This window comes from Paenarthrobacter sp. AMU7 (genome assembly GCF_041200195.1).
Classification (GTDB): Bacteria; Actinomycetota; Actinomycetes; order Actinomycetales; family Micrococcaceae; genus Arthrobacter.
The window spans coordinates 950,037-967,785 of the sequence record NZ_CP165735.1 but is presented as its reverse complement, the minus strand read 5'-3'; the positions used below and the strand labels follow the sequence as shown (position 1 = coordinate 967,785).

Sequence of the window (17,749 nt, the reverse complement as noted above, 5' to 3'; positions counted from 1 at the left end):
TCCTCACCAACCACTTGAACGACGTCCGCTCAGTGGGCCTGTTGCACCGTTGGCAAATCCTTGAACGGCTCCATTTACGAGGTCATCCGTGGTAGCAGTACCCGGCTGCAGCTCTGTGTTGACTGCACCCACAATTCCACCACCGATCCGATTGACCACCTGCTCAGTCACGACCGAACCCCAATTGTAGGGTGCGCCGCTGTGAGAGCCTCTGGAGATTGGGCCTGTCCAATTGGGCAAGCGCGCAGCCACGTCATCAGCCCATGCGGCTCCCGCCTTGCCGACAACCCAGGATCCCCCAGCGCCGGTCAAGAATCCGGTTCCGGCCGTGGCGAGGTACCCTCCGATCGTCTGATCTTCTTTATCGTCAAGGGCATAAGCCACGACGTTGCTACCCGACCCGCCCACACCGGCTGACAAGGTGCTCCGAACGGTCGTGCTTCCCAGCACTGTGTTTGCCCTCGTCACGAGAGACGACGTTGAGCCCATGGATGTCGCCACTCGAGTCGCGTTCGCAGCACGTGCCAGCAGACCGCCCGCGGCCCCGCCAAACCCACCGCCGACAGCGCCAATGGCGGCATCCTGCCATACCTTTCCCATGTCGACTTTTCCAGAAGAAGCCTTCTGCACGATCACTGAAGCTCCGCCCGATGTCAGCGCGCCCGCAGCCGCTCCGACGAGGGCCATTCCAACTGGTCCTCCAACACCGGTGAACATCAGCCCCACACCCACGGCGATCGCGGCCCCGGCAGCGACGTACTCCCAGTTGTCTTTCCACCAGTCCCCGGCTGCGGCGAACGCGCCGCGGGAGGAGCCGTCGTAGGCTTTCAGGTCAGCGTCGGTCAGGGGCCGCAAGCCAGTGGGGTCAGTGGTGTTCAGGGGGTTGTTCCCGGCGTAGGAATAGGGGTTCCCGTCCCAGCCCGCGCCCAGGACCGGAGCGAGCGGGTCGGTGGAGAGGAACCCCCGGGTGGCCGGGTCATAGGCGCGCCGGCCGAGCCATTCGAGCCCGGCGACGTCGATCCCGCCACCTGCCGTCAGCGCGATACCGGCAGGCAACACACTAGCCAACCCACCAGCGGAGCTTACTCCTGCACCTGCGTTGGTTGTTGTGGTGGGGTGTGGGGTGGTGGGGGTGCCGAGGACGGCCCAGGGGTCGTGTTGGTCGGTGGGGCGGGCGGTACGCCACCCGGGCGCGGTCCACGCGTCTCCGATGCCGGTGACCCCACCGGGCAAGGACAACACCTGGGTGGTGTTGGCACCGGCCAGGGTCGGCACGGGCGCGGCGGTGTCCCACCACAACGATGTCCCGTCCACGGTGGCAAGTTCACCGAGCGCGTCGACGTGGAGCCGGTGCCGGGACACCTCGGCCCCGTCCCGGTCCTTCTCGATGGTTCCGGTGAGGTAGCCGATGGGGCCCCAGGCATATTCGGTCCAGGACCCGTCCGCCCCGATCACCCTGACCCGTCGGCCCAACCCGTCATACACGTACTCGGTGACCGCACCGTCAGGTTCCGTCACAGTTAGGAGCTGGCCTGCGGCGTCGTACTCAAACGTTCGGGCCCCGGTGGGGGTGGTTTCGCGGAGAAGCCGCCCACCGGCGTCGTACTCCCACCCCACCACCTTCGCGGTGGTTCCTGTTTCTGTGGTGGTGGTGGTGGCGGAGGTCAGTTGCCCGGCGGTGTCGTACCCGTACCGGGTGGTGACCCCGCCCCGGGACAGGCCAGTGATCCTGCCGCCGTCCTCCCGGCCAATCAGGGTCACATCAGCTGTTCCTGGGTCATCGGTGGTGGTTCGGATGTGTTCTGCAAGGTCCCCGTCCCGGTAGACCCATTCCTGGGTGTAGTTCCCGGCGGTCGCCGAAACGATGCGCCCGGAGGGGTCGTGGGTGAAGGTGGCGTCCCCGAGCAACGGGTTCGAGACCTTCACAACCCGCCCGGCGGGGTCGCGGGTGTAGCGGGTGGTGGTCCCGGTGGGGTCGGTGAACCCGATCCGGTTCCCGTCACCGTCGTACTCCCACCCCAGCGCCTGCGTCCCGTTCCCGTTGGACTTTCGGGTGAGGAGGCCGCGGCGGTCAAAGCACAGTTCGTGCTCCACCGCATACCCCGCCCCACCCGTGTGGTCCGTGATGACCACCCGTCGGCCCGCCAGGTCGCGTTCGATGGCGGCAAGCAGTGTCCCGTCCACCGCGGTGGTCGCTTCCCGGCCGGCAGCGTCGTAGGTCCAGGTGGTCGTGCGCCCGTCAGGGTCCGTTTGCGACAACTGCCGGCCCGCCGGATCATACGTCGCCGTGGTGGCCCTGCCGAGCGGGTCCGTCACACTATCGACCTTGTCCGTGGCCGTATACGTCCGGGTGGTCACCCCACCCAAAGGGTCGGTGATCTTAGTGAGGCGGCCGCGGGTGTCGTACTCGAACCCGGTCCTGCCCCCCACCCCGTTCGTCGTGGACACTAACTCCCCGGCAAGGTTGTATTCAAAGCGGCGGGTCCCGTACCAGGAATCCTGGGAGAAGCTCAGCCGCCCGACCTTGTCATACCCGTACCGGGCCGTCCCCTCCCCCGGCGTATGCCTCGCGGTCAACCGCCCACACGCGTCGTAGGCGAAGGTTTCGACCTCCCCGGTCGGCAGTCTCCTCGCGGTGAGGCGCTGGTCCGGGTTGTAGGACAGTTCCGTGACGGCCCCGACCGGGTCGATACTGCGGAAGGGTCGGCCGCAGTGGTCGTATTCGAACCGGGTCACCGCCCCTGTGGGGGAGGTGATCGAGGTGATCTTCCCGGCAGCGTCGCGGCCCAGGACCGTCAACCCGCCCTCACCATCGACCAACTCAACCGGGTTCCCCGCACCGTCGTAAGACACCAGCTCCGCGGACCCGTCGACAGATTCGATTTTCGTGGGGCGGCCGTACTCATCAAAACTGTAAGTATTCGTGGCGAACGCATCGGTCAGGGACGCCGTCCCGTTGGACCGGTCCGTGACCGCTCCGGTCCGGACACCGGTCGGATCAACGACGGCAGTCAGGGCACCGACCGTGTCGTACTCCCTCACCCAGTCATGCCCGCCCGGGTCCGTTACTGCGATGAGCCGGGAGAGGTTGTCATGGGTGAACCCCCACCTGCCCCCGTCCGGCAACACCGCCGCGGAGAGGTTCCCGAGCTCATCAACCACCCGCTCGATACTGCGGCCCAGCGGGTCGGTGGTGCGGGACAGTTCACCGTTGGGTGCGTACTCGAACACCGTCCGGCCCCCATCAGGGGCAACCATTACGGTGGTCCGGCCCGCGGCGTCGTGCTCGAACGCCCACACCGCCCCGTCCGGATCCACCCGACGCACCAACACCCCGGCAGCGTCGTAACTGAACCGGGTCTCAGCCCCCGACGGGCTCAACGCCGTCACCGGACGACCCGCCCGGTCCCGGATGATCCGGGCGGTGTCGCCGGCTGCGTTACGGGTTCCGATCAGGTCCCCGAACCCGTCGTACTCAAAACCAATAGTGACCCCGACCGGGTCTGTGACCTGGGTCAGGAGCCCGTCCCGCCATACCAGTTCGGTCCGGCCACCCAACGGATCCACCACCACAGAGGGGTCCCGGGACAGATCATCGGCGTACTCATAGGCCACGACGGCACCGGATGCGGTGACCAAGGTGGTGATACGGTCCTGCTCATCCCACCCATACGTCAGGTCCGCGCCTTCCGGAGTCACGGTGCGGATCTTCCGGCCGCGGGCGTCATAGCCGTGGACCGTGACCGCACCGTCCCGCTCAGTCAAAGACACCAGATTCGAATGCGCGTCATAAGCCATGGACTGGCGCCGGTCCTCCGCATCCAACACCCCCACCAAGCGGCCCTTGGAATCAGCAACCCACGAATTCGACCGGGACCCGTCCTCATCCGAAACCACCGTGACCCGGCCCGGTAAATACGCGAACCGCGTCCGCCGCCCATGCTGTGTGACCTGCATGATGACACGGCCGGTCTCGTCATACGTGTTTTCGGCCTCCACCACACCCGCAGCAGAGACCACCGAACCGATCAGGCCCTGCTCGTTCCACCCATACGTACGGGTGCCGGTCTCCGTGCCGACGGTGACCAGGCGGCCCTCGGCGTCGTACCCGTACTCAACCCGGCGCCCATCCGAACCCCGCACCACCCCGACAACACCGTCAACGTAATCGATCTCCACAAACCGGCCCCGCACATGCACCAACCGGTCAACCGCCCCCAACCCACCACCATCGACCGCAGTCTCCGTATCGGGTGCAGCCGCGGCTTCGCGGTGGGCGGAGATGGTCCGGCCGGGCCCTGCCCCGGTACCGAGCCACACCCCGGCGGTCGTGTAAGCCCACCAACCGCCCTGGTTATCGGTCACGACCAACACCTCGGAGACACCTGTAGGGACCGAGGACAGCTCCGCCAACCACGGTGTGCCGGCATCTTCGCGGGTGAGCCAGTAATTCTCCCCGACCGCACGGGCCCAGCCTGCACCCTCGCGGGGGAAGTCCACCGCCCGGCCGTCAGCCATCACCCACCGGCAACCCTCATCGGACATGACCAGGTGCTGATCCAACACCGAGGCCCACCCAGGACCAAACACCCCAACAGCGTCCAGGCCGGAACCGAGGGAGTTATACATCCGGGTGAGAACCAGGTCCGAGCTGGCCCCGGCGAACCCAAGATCTGTTTCGGGTTCAATGAAGTTACCCGTGGCCGTGTTCACCGGATCATTCGCATACCCGGACGAGGGCATCGCCCCGGCCGCGGTGGGCGGGTCAATGACCAGGCCCGTCCGGTTCGCCGAGACCCCGGCCGCGGCCAGTGCCTCGTTCACCGCCGCGTCCGAGAGGGTCGAGACCGCGCCCTCGCTGCCGGCGGCAGCGAACGCGTCCGCGACCACCACCGCCCACGCCGCGTCCGCCTCGTTCAACCGCAAATACTCCCGGAACGCCGTCACCACACCAGCGGCGTCGATCCGGCCCCACCCGCACCGGTCCGCGAACGAAGACAACTCCGACTCCAAGGACCCCGGCACCGACGCGATCCCGTCATCCAGGCCACGGGAACCCGCAGCGAAACTCCGCAACGACTCCGGACGGGCCGAGGACGTCCCGCCCCCGTACCCGCCACCCGGGCCCGGGGTCTCCCGCCGCCCCGACGCCGGAGACTCCGAAGGGAACGACGGCGCACTGCCGGGCTCCATATTCGGACGGGCCTCCTCACCCCAAAGGTTGTCCCAGCCCTCTTCGAGCCAGTTGCGGTTGTTATGCCGCCGCACCCACTCGTTGTTCTCCCGGCGCCGGTCATCCTCGTCCCGCGCCTCCGAAATCATCGTCCCCACATACCCGGCCACCGTCCGTAACGCCGCGGCCAGGGACTCCGCGTCCCGGGACGCCGTAGCCGCGTTCGCCGCGAACACCTCCGAAAAATGCCCCCAGAAATCCTCCCCCGCCGAGGTCACCAACGGCGTCCGCGAGCCCGAATGCTCCTGGACCCGCGACGCTGCGGACTCAAAAGCACCCTTCACCGACTCGGCAACCCCATACACAAACCGGCCACCATGGCCAGCATCGGAATCCGGCAACAACGGCATCTCAACGAACTCGGTCACAACCACAGCCCCCAACAGAACAAGAACGCGAACAAAACCCAACAACCCACAAAACCCGGCACCACAACCAACAAACCCGGCGCCACCAGACCACAGCGGAACGGCCGGGCAACCACACCGCACTAAAGCGGCACGATCACCCGGCCCCCACACTCACAGCAAAGAAGGAATCAGGCCCCGCCACCGGCAGAGAAAATATCCTGCGAAATCTTCTGCAACTGACCGCGCAACTGCTCCAGCTCTTCCTTGGCCTTATCCAACGCAGCCTTCGTCTCCGGCCACGTCGAACCACGGAACTCAGCAGCCAACGGCCCATCCCACACATTCGGATCCGACAACACACGACCCTGCGCATCCAACGCCGAAATCTGATCCGTAAACCCACCAGTAATAATCGACTGCACCTGACCAATAGCAGCCTTGGCTTGCTCAGTAGACAACACACGCGACATAGAACTTTCCTCCCAATAAGAACAATCGCAACACCCAAGCCAAAAAACCCAGGCAACCAAACACCCACAAACTACCAACACCACCGAATAAATCCAACAAACAGACAAACAAAGTTCGAAAAACATGATTCGTTCGTGAACTGCGGGCGGTGCCCCGCACGGTGGGATTAGTCCATTCGGGAGCGCAACCTTATGATACTCAAGGCACCGTGAACGGAAAGAGGGGGACGATCCATGCCCAGGCAGGCTAGTTTTAACCAGTACAAACCGGGGCGTCGTATCCCCTCGGGCCGTTCTCTGGGCATCGCCCTGATAGCGCTGGGACTGATCGCGACCACTTCGTGCACCCAGACTCCCGAGCCAGAGCCGGTGTCCAACCCGGTCAAACTCCTGCAGAGCGTCCGTGTAGGCCTGTCCCCCGCCGCCGGAGTGCAGAAGATCGAAGGCACCACCATCTCCGTGTCCGCTGCGGGTGACTCTTCGGCGGAAAACACCACCTATGACACCGCCCAGGTAGTGGGCGAACTCCCGGTGCGCGTGAGCCTCCAGTACCGTGCCGGCGAGAAATCGGGTTCCGACCTCGCCGAGTTGAAAGGCCACACCGGCCCGGTAGAGATCAACCTGACGCTTGAGAACCTCACCGTCAAACCACAGACCATCCAGTACGACGCCGCCGGCCAGGCCCGCTCTGACACCGCTCTGGTAGGCGCTCCGCTGACAATCGCAGCGTCCACCAAGCTCCCGGGCATCCGGGCGGACGACGTAACACCCGGCTCAGCCGACGGCACTACCGGTACCAACGGAGTCCTGAGCAGCACCGAAGACGGCGCCACCGTTGTCCAGTGGGCCACTGTCCTGGCTCCCCCGCGTTCCGGCGCCAGCACCACGTTGCGCCTCGCCGCCGACGTGAAGGACTTCCAGGTTCCCGAATTCGACGTCGCAGTCCAGCCTGGCCTCAATACAGACCTCAGTGCCAACGGTGTGCTCGCCAGCGCCTTCTCATCCGGAACCGGTTCGGAGATGGAGCTGCAACGCCGCACCATTTCGCTCGTATCTGATGTCAACACGGTCCTGGCGAAGGCCGGATCCACCATCACCGATGTCCGCAGGAACCTGCAGGCAACCTCGCAGACTCTCGGCGCAAAGACGGCCGGTGAACTGCGGGACAACTCCCAGGCCCTTGCCGCGACGATGTCTGACCTGAAGCAGCAGCTGCAGGTTCTCGGCTCTGATTTGGAGTCTTCAACAACTGCCACCCAGTCCACCACCATGTCGCAGTTGAAACTGACGGTCTCCGCCGTGGACGCCATGCTGGGCGACACTTCCGCGACACCGCCGGTCACCCCCATCACCGGTGACGGCTGCACCGCCGAGGTGGCCAAGGCCGCGCCGGCAGCCACCGTTTACTCCAGCGTTCTCACCATGTCCTCACAGCTGGACGCCTACGCTAAGGTCAGCGCGAGTTGCCGGGACACCGTTGCCGGCGCCCTCAAAGCCACCATGGGACCGGAAAACCCCACGCCAGCGGAATGCGCTGAGCAGGGTTCCATGACCTGCTCCCTTTATGGTTCGGCTGTGACAGTTACCGGAGCGCTTCTGGGCCTGGTGCAAAAGGGCGACGAGCTCGTCTCCGGTCTCCAGCCGCAGGTCATCGAAGGCGCGATCAAAGACCAGGCAACTTCCGCCGTCGCACTTGAAAAAGTGCGCACCGACCTCGGTGCGATGCTTGACGGCTCTGGAACGTCCGAGGATTACAGCAAGGCACTGGCTGCACTGGATACGGCCATCAAGTCCGCCGCCGACTCTGCAGCCGCGACGCGGAAAGCAGCCACGGCAGCCCAGACCAGCGTTGACGCCCTCCGGCAGAAACTGCTCGCCATCGCCACCAATGCCAAGGATGCCAAGGGCGAACTCGGTCAGGGAACCTGGCTGAACGGCTCCATGCTGCAGCAGAACCAGAAGGTGGCGGACGAGCTATGCAAGCTGTCCGATGACAGCCTCATCCCCGGCAAGGGCAAGCTGTCCGCAAAGGATGTTGAGCGGCTGCGTTCCTATTTGACCTCAGTGCCGTGCGAACCGACTGATGAGGACGGCAACCCCACACCCGCGCTGAATCCGCCGGCGGGCTTCAAGGAGCCACTGGACGTGCGGCTCGAAGGTCAGTCAGCCGCTTGGGACGAGGTTCTTGCAGCCACTGACACGACTGCCGCCGACCAGGCAATTGGCCAGGCGTTCACCGCCTTGGAAGCGACGTTCGACGACGCCGACACCAAGCTCGAAGCGATCAAGACGGGCGTCAAGACGCTCGACGGCGCCGCAACAGGAAACGCCAATGGCACCAAAAAGGGACTTGAGGCGCTCGATACTGCACTGGCTGACGCGATTGACTCCTCCGGCACAGTGACGACCGCACTCGCGAAGTTGAAAGAGCAGCAGGACATGCTCGGCGACAAGATCAAAGAGTCACTCCGCGACGTTTCGGCCGAAACCGCCGCCGAGGTCTACAAAACCGTCGGCGAACAAGTACGCCAGGTTGCCGACATCGGCGATGCCAGCTCTGAATCCGTGACCACAGCCTTCAACCGGTCCATTTCCGGGCTGAAGTCCACCTCAGACGACGTTGTGAAGGACGCCGAGGGCACGGTCAACAAACAGCGCGACGAACTCCTCGGTCAAAGCGGTGACCTCACAGCCGCCCTGTCCAAGAGCACTCAGTCCTCGCTGGAGAACATTGCGTCCAGCACGTCCGGCTCCACCCGCGACGTCGAGGGTGCCAGCGCCCTTCTCGCCTCCAGCCTCAATAAAGTGATGCTGGATCTCGGTGACCGCACGGTCAACGGCTCGGGTCTGCTCGGCTCCATGGCCACCAGCGCGGCAAAAGCGGACACAGCGGACTTCCAACTGGCCCTGGCCTCCCAGAATGCTGAAGGCTACGCCAACATACGCTCCCGCGACGTTGCAGGACTTCTCCTGCGCCAGGCCCAGTTCAAGGCCTCGCTCACTGCAGTGGATGAACTGCCACCGTTCCAACTCGAGGTCCCTGCAGGTGCGACGTCACAGACGCTGTACACACTGAAGATCGGCGGCAACGCGTGAACCCCCGCAACCGTCTCTTCGTCCTGATCGCTGCGGGAGCCGCCGTCGTGATTGCTGCTGCTGTGGTCCTGACCATGACACTGAACCGCCCCACGGAAGCTCCCCGGCCCGATCCTGTGGCTGCCACAGTTCCTGTTGCCCTCAAGGCTGACGGCCTGCCGGCGGACTTTTCGATCGGCGTCGTCATGACATTCGGCCAGTCCGGTGAGCCCGGAACCGAATACAACCGCGCAGCACAGGGTGCCGTGGTGGCGGCACAGCGTTTCGCCCAAGGCGGCGCGACAGTCACCCTCCCCACCCAGAACGACCAAGGCACCGAAGACGGCGCCCGTGCCGCAGTCGGCGCGCTTGCCGAGCAAGGTGTGTCCGGCGTTCTCGTTGCCAGCACAGGTCCGCAAGCCCGTGCAGCAGCGAAGGCCGCTGAGGAGCGGGGCCTCCCGGTCATCTTGCCCTACAGCGAGGCGTCGGAACCGACCCAAACGACGTGGACCACTGGACCAACGTCAGCCTCTGTCCAAGCCGCTCTGGGGACCGCACTTGCCGGCAAGAGCCGGGTGCTGCTGGTCAGCGACGGCGGCCAGGTCCCGGCATCCGTCACTCCCGCTGACACACTGACGCTGGAGGGCTTCTCCGACGTGTCCGGCTTGGCCCAGGAAGCAGCCATCCGTACGGGCGACCAGCTTCGACCTCCGGCCAAGGACGCGCCGGCTGATGCTGAAGGCACACGGATTGCCAACCCCGCAGACGCTGTTGTGGTGTCGGCGGCAACCCCGCAGCGCCTGGCCCGGCTGGTCCAAGCCCTCCAGTCACGCGACGTGTCCGTTCCGCTGGTACTTCCCGACGGCGCCATCACCCCCGCGTTCGCGTCCTCGCTCGCGGAGCTTGACGGCACCGCTTCAGGACAACTTGTCAGCGTCGCCCCGGCGACCGGCGATGCAATCGCACTTCAGCAGGACGCCCAAGGGCGGGGCATGTCCGCGTTCCTCTCCGGCATTAGATTGGCTGGCGGGAACCCGGAGATCAAGAACCTGACAGACGATACCCCGTTCTCGGCGGATGCCTGGGCCGCGGACGCCCGAAGCCATGACGCCGTGGTGGCCCTGGTCCGCGCGGCTGCACTGGCCGGCAGCAAGGAACCGTCGAAGGTCGCAGCGTCGCTGCGCACCCTGTCCTTCGGCGCCGGGGAAGGCCTCGCCGGACCGCCGCTGGACTTCTCGCAATCCCAAGCACTGACTGCCGAAGCGATCCCCGTCTTCGCGTCACCTCAGGACCTCGGTCTTCGTCCGGCAGACGAGAACGCTCCACGGCTCGTCTGGGTACCGGCACCAGCCAGCCCTTAACAACCCTTTCTGTCCCCACGCCTGAGGGGAACAGTTCCACTACAGGAGGAGCGCCCGTTGCGTGTGCTGATCGACCTGGACGATCGTCGTTTCGAGTGCGAGGTTGCCCATGCTGCGCCCGCCACCACGCTGTCCGACTTAGTGGAAGCTGCCGGCGGACCCAGGGTTTCGCCTGATGAGCCGGTGTTTGTCAATGAGACAGAGGTCCGGGGTGCCACGCCGCTCTCCGAACTGATTCTGTTGGAGGGCAGCCGCATCTCACGCGCACCGTGGCCCGCGCCGCACCGTGTCCGTGGTTGGAGCCTGACGTTGGCCGGCGGGCAACGTACGGGTGGTGTGGTGGATGTTCCGCAGGGGCGTGACATGCTGGTCGGCAGGTCGCCCCATGCCGACCTCAGTCTCCCCACCGAAAGTGCCTCGTGGGATCACTTCCGTCTTCGCCGCGAAGAGGAGGGGCTCCGGGTGGTGGATGGCGGTTCCACCAACGGCACCTTGGTCAACGGGGAGCCTGTGGGCGAGGACGGGGTTTTGGTCACACAAACGGCCACCATCACGGCAGGTGGCACGGTCCTTCTCCTCCGCCCCACCTTGGATGAGACCCCCGCTCCCGCCCCCGGCAGCCTGCACAACCTGACCCCGGCAGCCACTGCTCCCTTTAACAGGCCACCGCGCCCCGGCCGCGCACCCGCCGGGGATCCGTTGGTCCCGCCGAGCCGCAAGGACGTTCCGCCAGCCAACAAGTTCAGTTACATCACAGTGCTGGCACCGCTGGTCATGGCCGTTGCGATGGTGATGATCCTGAGGGACATGCGCTTCGCGATGTTCGCCATGCTCAGTCCGGTGATGGCGGTGGGCATGTGGTTCGAGCAAAAGCGTCGCCATGCCCGGGGCCTCAAGGAAGAGGCAGAGCGCTTCGACGGAGCCCTCAAAGAGTTTGAGCAACAGATCCGCACAGCCGCAGAGGTGGAAACCGCCCGCCGGCACAAGATGGTCCCCGATCCCGCTACGGTGGTCCGCCGTCCGTCACTTCCGGCGACGTCACTGTGGCAGCGCCGTGCTGACTCCGACGACTTCCTGGTCCTGCACGCGGGCACAGGTGACGTGCCGTGGAAGCCCGAAGTTGACCGCGCTGCGGGCTCGCGCCCGGACGAAAAAGTCAAGGAAACCCTCACCGCAGCCCGTCTCCTGGCAGCCCCTGTTCTGGTGGACCTGACCGACGCCGGCGTCGTTGGCATTGTTGGCTCACGGGAAGGAGCCCTGGCGTTGGCCCGTTCACTGGTTGCCCAGGCCGCGGTGCACGTTGGTCCTGCCGATCTGACGATCGGCGTTTTCTGCGACGCCGGCCGGGCCGATGAATGGGAATGGGCGTCCTGGCTCCCCCACACACGCCAAACCGGCAGCAGCACGGGCGATCGCTGGATGTCCGCGCATCGTGAGACCAGCCTGGCCATGCTGCGCATGCTGAAGGATTCAGTGGAGGAATTGCCCACCCCAGCGCTCATGGTGGTCTTGGATTCCGACGTACTGACAGAGGGCAGGGACGCCCCTGCCCGCGCCTTGCTCGGCATGGGGCGTTCCGTTCCCGGTGGCCACGTCAACCCGCAGCAGCGGCCTCCCCGCGTGGCTGGCATCGTCATAGCGACGTCCGAGGAACAACTGCCGGCGTCCTGCACCACCATTATCAGGGTTGGGACGGATGCTGCAGCCACCGTGGACCAGCCGGAGGACCTGACCCGCGTGGAGGACGTCATCCTGGCAGGTCTCGACCAGGAAGAAGCCCTGCGCTGCGCCACACGCTTGGCACACTTCGATGATCCCGAACTCAGCGTTCCCGGGGCCTCCTTGCCCTCTTTGGTACGGATGCCCGGGCTTCTGGGCTACGAACGCCCCGACGCGGCCACGATCCGCCGGATGTGGCAGGCCCCCACCGGCGTTTCCACGCCAATAGGTACCGGCGAAAACGGACCCCTGACCCTGGACCTCGTCAAGGACGGACCGCACGGGCTGGTGGGCGGCACCACCGGCTCCGGAAAGTCCGAATTCCTGCGCTCCCTGGTAGCTGGCCTCGCCGCCCGCAACGATCCCACCCGATTGAACTTCATTCTGGTGGACTTCAAGGGAGGGGCAGCCTTCAAGGCCTGTGAGCGCCTCCCGCACACCATCGGAACCATCTCCAACCTGGACGAACAACTGGCTGACAGGGCCCTGATCGCCCTGGAAGCAGAGATGGAGCGCCGCCAGCGGGTTTTCGCAGAGGCAGGCGAGGGAATCGACAACCTCAATGCCTACTTGGCCACGAACCCCGCCGAGCCGATGCCGCGCCTCCTGCTGGTGGTCGATGAGTTCGCCATGCTGGCCAAGGATTTCCCGGATGTCCTGACAGCCCTCGTCAGCATTGGCGCCGTGGGCCGCACCTTGGGAGTGCACATGATCCTGGCTACGCAGCGTCCGGCTGGGGTGGTGAGCGACGACATCCTCGCGAACACCAACCTTCGGGTGGCGCTGCGCGTCCAGAGCCGCGACGACTCCAACAACGTTATTGGCGTCCCAGCCGCCTCAGCGATCGGCAGGGCCCAGATGGGCCGCGCCTTCGTGAAACTCGGCCAAGACGACATCACGCCCGTCCAGACCGCGCTGGTCACCGGACAGGCACAGCTCGACGGCGGCCCCGCCGTCGATGTTCGCGACATCCGGCAGTTCGGTGTCCCCGCCCCCGCGCCCGTACTTCCACGGTCCGCTGCGATGGACGAAAACGATCTGGATCTCCTTATCGACGCCGTGGTGGAAGCCAATGCCGAAGCCGGATACGCCCCTCCGCGGCAGGTCTGGCCGGAGGCGCTGGGCGAGCGGGTGGAGCTGGAAGGATTCCTGGCGGAGGGATCTCCCGAGGAGACCTCTACAGCCGACCGTCCATCGGTCGGAAGCGTAAAGGGGTCCACCGTCCTCGTGACCCTGTTGGACGAGCCTGACTTGCAGCGCCAGTCTGCCGCCGGATGGGACATGTCCATGGGCAACCTGATGCTGATGGGTGTAGCGGGCTCCGGTACAAGCACCACCCTGGCGACCATCGCGCTGACCCTTGCGAAGAATACAGATCCCGCCGACTTGGACCTGATGATTCTGGACATGGGTTCCGGCGACCTGGAGATGCTCAAACGCCTGCCCCACACGGTGGCCTATGTGGGAACCGGTGCCGGCGCCAAGGAGCAGCAAGCGCGTTTCCTGCGGCACCTGAACACCGAATTGGAAAGTCGCAGGGCAGCACCAGGTACGCATCGCCGCACGGTGGTCCTTCTCGACGGCCTGGCGTCGCTGCGCGATGAATTCCAGGACTTTGAGGGGCAGCAACTCCTGGGCCTGCTGTACCGGGCCTATGCCGACGGGCCGGCCCTGGGGCTCTCCTTCGCCGTGACCACGACCCGTGCCAAAGCAGTTCCTTCCGTGATGAATGAAGTAACGCTGCAGAAGTGGCTCTTCCGGCTTGCCGACACCTACGACTACTCGTCGCTCGGGGTGCGGGCAAAACATGTCCCGGCCGCCCTCCCCGGACGTTGCGTGGATCCGCGGACCTCCCTGCAGATGCACGTTGCTACTCCCGGCATCGGCTTGGAAGCCGCTGTGGACCGTGTCCGCCAAGGCTGGGGAGATGCGCCTGCCAAGACCACAGCGATCAGGAGCTTGCCCACCAACGTCACTATGGCGGATCTCGGCGTGAAGCCACAACTCGAGACCGAGCCGTGGCACATCCCCGTGGGAATCCGCGAAACAGACCTCTCACCGGCTTTCCTGGAAATTTATGAGGGCGAGCACGCCCTGATTGCCGGGCCGGCCCGTTCTGGTAAATCCACCGTGCTGCTGGCTCTGGCCGAGGCTGTCCGTGGCGTATCCACCTCCCGGGGCCCGGCCCAGGTCTGGGGCATCTGCGACCGCCGCTCCCCTTTGGCCACCGCCGATCTGGACCGGATAGCCGTAGGCACCGACGAAGTACCTGCGTTGTTGGCTTCGCTGCGGATCGAGCGCGGCCCGGTGTTCCTCTTGATCGATGACGCCGAACGCTTTGAGGACACCGATCAGTCCATTGCGGGGATCGTAGCCTCCGGGCTGCCTGGGCTCTGCATTATTGCCTCAGGGCGGGCCGCTGACCTCCGTGGGCTGTACAGTCACTGGACCAAGGCCATCCGAAAATCCCGTCTGGGCGTGGTGCTCCAGCCCGACGTCAATTACGACGGCGAGCTGCTGGGTGCCACGCTTCCGCGGAAGGCACCCGTGGCGCTCACTGCCGGACGCGGATACCTCGGTGTGGGCGGGCAAATGTCGCTGATCCAGTCCCTGAGTCCCGGGAGCTAAACCAACAGCAGATACTTTGCAGGGGTCCGCGGAACGGCCCGGATATCAGATCGACAGCTTTGGAGAGTACGGACATGCAATTGGCACAAACGGGTCAGGCGTTGGGCGCGTCCTACCGCTTTGGGGAGCGCGTGGGCTCAGGGGCAGTGGGCGAAGTCTGGACGGTCACGTCCCCCGACGGCCGCACCCTGGCGGCCAAAGTCCTGCGACCGGAGCATGCCGATGACCCTTCCTTGGTAGAGCGGTTCGTCCGCGAGCGCTCCGTGCTGCTCGGTCTGCAGGATTCCGGCATCGTCACAGTACGGGACATGGTGGTTGAGGGTGAACGGTTGGCCATCGTCATGGACTACATCGCGGGCGGCTCGCTGCGCGACGTCGTCAAGGACGCTGGCCCGATGCCCTCCGAAGAAGCAGTGAAAGTTGCCGCCGAAATCTTCGATGCCCTCGCGTTCGCCCACTCGCGGGGCGTGACGCACCGCGACATCAAGCCGGACAATGTGCTCCTGGCCCGCCCGTGGTCCGAGTGTGAAAGCGGCGACGTGCGTGTGTCCGACTTTGGCATTTCCGACGTCGTGGGCGAGAAAATCCGCCAGACGACAGGCCTGATCGGCACTCCGCAGTACATGCCTCCCGAACTCATCAGCCAAGGGCGGTCCGGGCCCGCCGGAGATGTCTATTCCACGGGAGTCCTGCTCTACGAACTCCTTGCCGGCCGCACGCCGTTCGCGGGTCCGGGGACGGACTTCAGCGTTGCGTACCGCCATGTCTCTTCGCGACCGCCCCGTATTCCGGTGGATGATGCTTTGTGGAGCGTCCTGGATCGGCTGTTGTCCAAGGATCCCAACCAACGCCCAACAGCCGGTGAAGCTGCGTCGTCGCTCCGACGCCTGGCGCCCGGTCTTGCGGGCAAGCCCGCTCTCCTCCGGGGGACAGCGCCCGAAGAGTTCGACGACGTCGAACGTCCCGCTACCGTCGTCCGCGGCGCCTTTACCGATGACGAACTCGCAGCCTTTGCAGCGGCCCCACCCGCCGGCGTCGATGTTGAGGCTCCGGACCTTGGGCAGGCCGGCAGCGCTACCATTGCCCGCCCCATGCCGCGCCGCGAGGTCCTTCCCCAAGCGGAGGAAAAGGCAGAGGAAAAAGACTCGACCCCGTTTTGGCGGACACGCAAGGCGCTGCTTCTGGCCGCCAGCGCGGTCTTCCTGATCGTGGCCATGGTGGTGGGTTTTATTCTCCTGTCCCCCACCACCCAGCAGGCAGCACCCCCGCCTCCCGGACAGCAGCTGTCAGCGCAACTTCAGGACCCTGCCCTTCCGACAGGCCTCGCCATTTCGCGGAGCGCAGCGTACGAGCCTTCGTCCGGCCAGGTCCGTTTAACGGTGTCCTACTCGGCGCAGAAAGCGCCCTTGTCCGGTGAGTTCCTGGAGGTCATCCCCGGACTTGCCGACGGCGAAGCATGCCCGGCTGTGACGTGGGATGGTGGCACGGTGAGCCGTAACCAGGCTTCCATCACCGGCCTGGATGTTGAATGCGGCTGGAAGCTGTCCGGGGTGGAGATTCCCGCCGGAGGATCTGTACAACTGACCGCCAAGGTACCTGTGCAGCCCGCGGACCAGAAGGCAATGGATGCCTGGCTTCGCAGCTCATCGGCTGCAACCACGGCTGCCACGCAAAATCCTGCCGTCAAAGGCACCGCGTACCCGGTGCAACGCCTCAAGGGCGTAGAGGTCCGCACCCCTGCCCGCGTTGTCACGCCCAGTCCCCTGAAAATCACGCTGGTTCCGGTGTGGGCCGGCGGCGCCGATGAACTCAACCCCCTCTACGTCAGCCCGGCCGCGGGTAAGCCATCGCAGATGCTCGACGCAGTCACCGGCGGTGAAAAGGGAGTTCGGTTCGCCGACGGTTGTGGCGGGGCGTTGGCAGTGGACAGCTCAGGACTCACCGTCACTGCCCTGCAAATCACGCCGCAATGCACGGTCCGGGCCAGCGTGGGAAACTTCACCGAACTCAAGTCTGCCCCCTTTGGCATCACATCCCGGGAGAACTCGGGCGAGTAGCTTTGTCTTCGCTTCCGCCGAGGGGCGGGATCTCACCCCTTTCGCGACCGGCGAGGGGCGGGATCTCAACCCTTTCACGCTGTCAAAGGGGCGAGAACTAACCCTTCGACGATGCCAAGAGTAGATTAATCACGGATGCCACCAGACACCCTCGGAACCAGCACGGACCTCGGAGGCAACAATGGCCGGGACCACCAAAAGAACCAGCAAAAGCAGTGACTACGAGTTCGTTACAGTGTGGCGTGTGGCGGGATCCCGCGAGGAAGTGGTGGACATCCTCGGTGATGCCGCGGCGCTCAAGCAATGGTGGCCGTCCGTCTATCTCACGGTCACTCCCGTCGCCGACGGCGGACCCGACGGTGTTGGCGCCAGCTTCGACCTCCACACCAAGGGCTGGCTCCCGTACACCCTGCGTTGGCGGCTGACCGTCACTGAACCGGTGACCCTCGACGGCTTCGCCCTCACAGCACAAGGCGACCTCAACGGAACAGGCCGCTGGACGTTCGAAACCGACGGCCCGGAAGTGGTCATCACCTACGACTGGCGGGTCAGCGCAGCCAAGCCACTGCTCCGTTGGCTGAGCTGGCTTCTCAAACCCGCATTCTCGGCCAACCATCACTGGGCCATGGCACGCGGCGAGGAAAGCCTCAAACTGGAGCTCCGCCGTCGTCGTTCCACGTCGATAGCGAAAGTGCCTCAGCCCCCACAAGCAACCTTCGTCCGGCGGGCGAGGGGTTAGCTCTCACCTCTTTCGTCGCTGCCAAAGTGCCGGGATCCCGCCCCTCGGCGCACCTATCCACATAGCCACCCATCCGAGGCCAGGCCGGCGCCGAACTCCCGATAGAATCAAGACGCC

Annotated in this window: 7 protein-coding genes; 5 read left to right on the top strand and 2 right to left on the bottom strand. The window is 65.3% G+C overall.

Going from position 1 to position 17,749, the window contains the following annotated elements:
• Positions 1-3: 3 nt before the first annotated feature.
• Positions 4-5,601: a DUF6531 domain-containing protein gene (locus ABQM86_RS04560; RefSeq protein ID WP_369746033.1), complete on the bottom strand. Its 5,598-nt coding sequence runs from the start codon at positions 5,599-5,601 to the stop codon at positions 4-6.
• 170 nt (positions 5,602-5,771) lie between these two features.
• Positions 5,772-6,179: a hypothetical protein gene (locus ABQM86_RS04555; protein ID WP_280626706.1), complete on the bottom strand. Its 408-nt coding sequence runs from the start codon at positions 6,177-6,179 to the stop codon at positions 5,772-5,774.
• 108 nt (positions 6,180-6,287) lie between these two features.
• On the opposite strand from ABQM86_RS04555, the gene ABQM86_RS04550 reads away from it, so the two are divergent.
• The 5 genes from ABQM86_RS04550 to ABQM86_RS04530 all read left to right on the top strand — a co-directional run bounded on the left by ABQM86_RS04550 (position 6,288) and on the right by ABQM86_RS04530 (position 17,632).
• Complete coding sequence (locus ABQM86_RS04550; RefSeq protein ID WP_369746032.1) at positions 6,288-9,149, top strand: hypothetical protein; 2,862 nt, start codon at positions 6,288-6,290, stop codon at positions 9,147-9,149.
• Positions 9,146-10,489 (top strand): hypothetical protein, encoded by a 1,344-nt coding sequence (locus ABQM86_RS04545; protein WP_369746031.1) that lies wholly within the window; start codon positions 9,146-9,148, stop codon positions 10,487-10,489. Before ABQM86_RS04550 ends, ABQM86_RS04545 begins: the two co-directional genes overlap by 4 nt.
• A 57-nt stretch (positions 10,490-10,546) precedes the next feature.
• Positions 10,547-14,836 carry an FtsK/SpoIIIE domain-containing protein gene (locus tag ABQM86_RS04540; RefSeq protein ID WP_369746030.1) on the top strand — a complete coding sequence of 1,430 codons (4,290 nt, stop codon included), beginning with the start codon at positions 10,547-10,549 and terminating at the stop codon, positions 14,834-14,836.
• Positions 14,837-14,910: 74 nt separating this feature from the next.
• Positions 14,911-16,893, top strand: a complete 1,983-nt coding sequence (locus ABQM86_RS04535) for a serine/threonine-protein kinase (protein ID WP_369746029.1) — start codon at positions 14,911-14,913, stop codon at positions 16,891-16,893.
• Positions 16,894-17,074: 181 nt separating this feature from the next.
• Positions 17,075-17,632 (top strand): SRPBCC family protein, encoded by a 558-nt coding sequence (locus tag ABQM86_RS04530; RefSeq protein WP_207596274.1) that lies wholly within the window; start codon positions 17,075-17,077, stop codon positions 17,630-17,632.
• Positions 17,633-17,749: the final 117 nt, after the last annotated feature.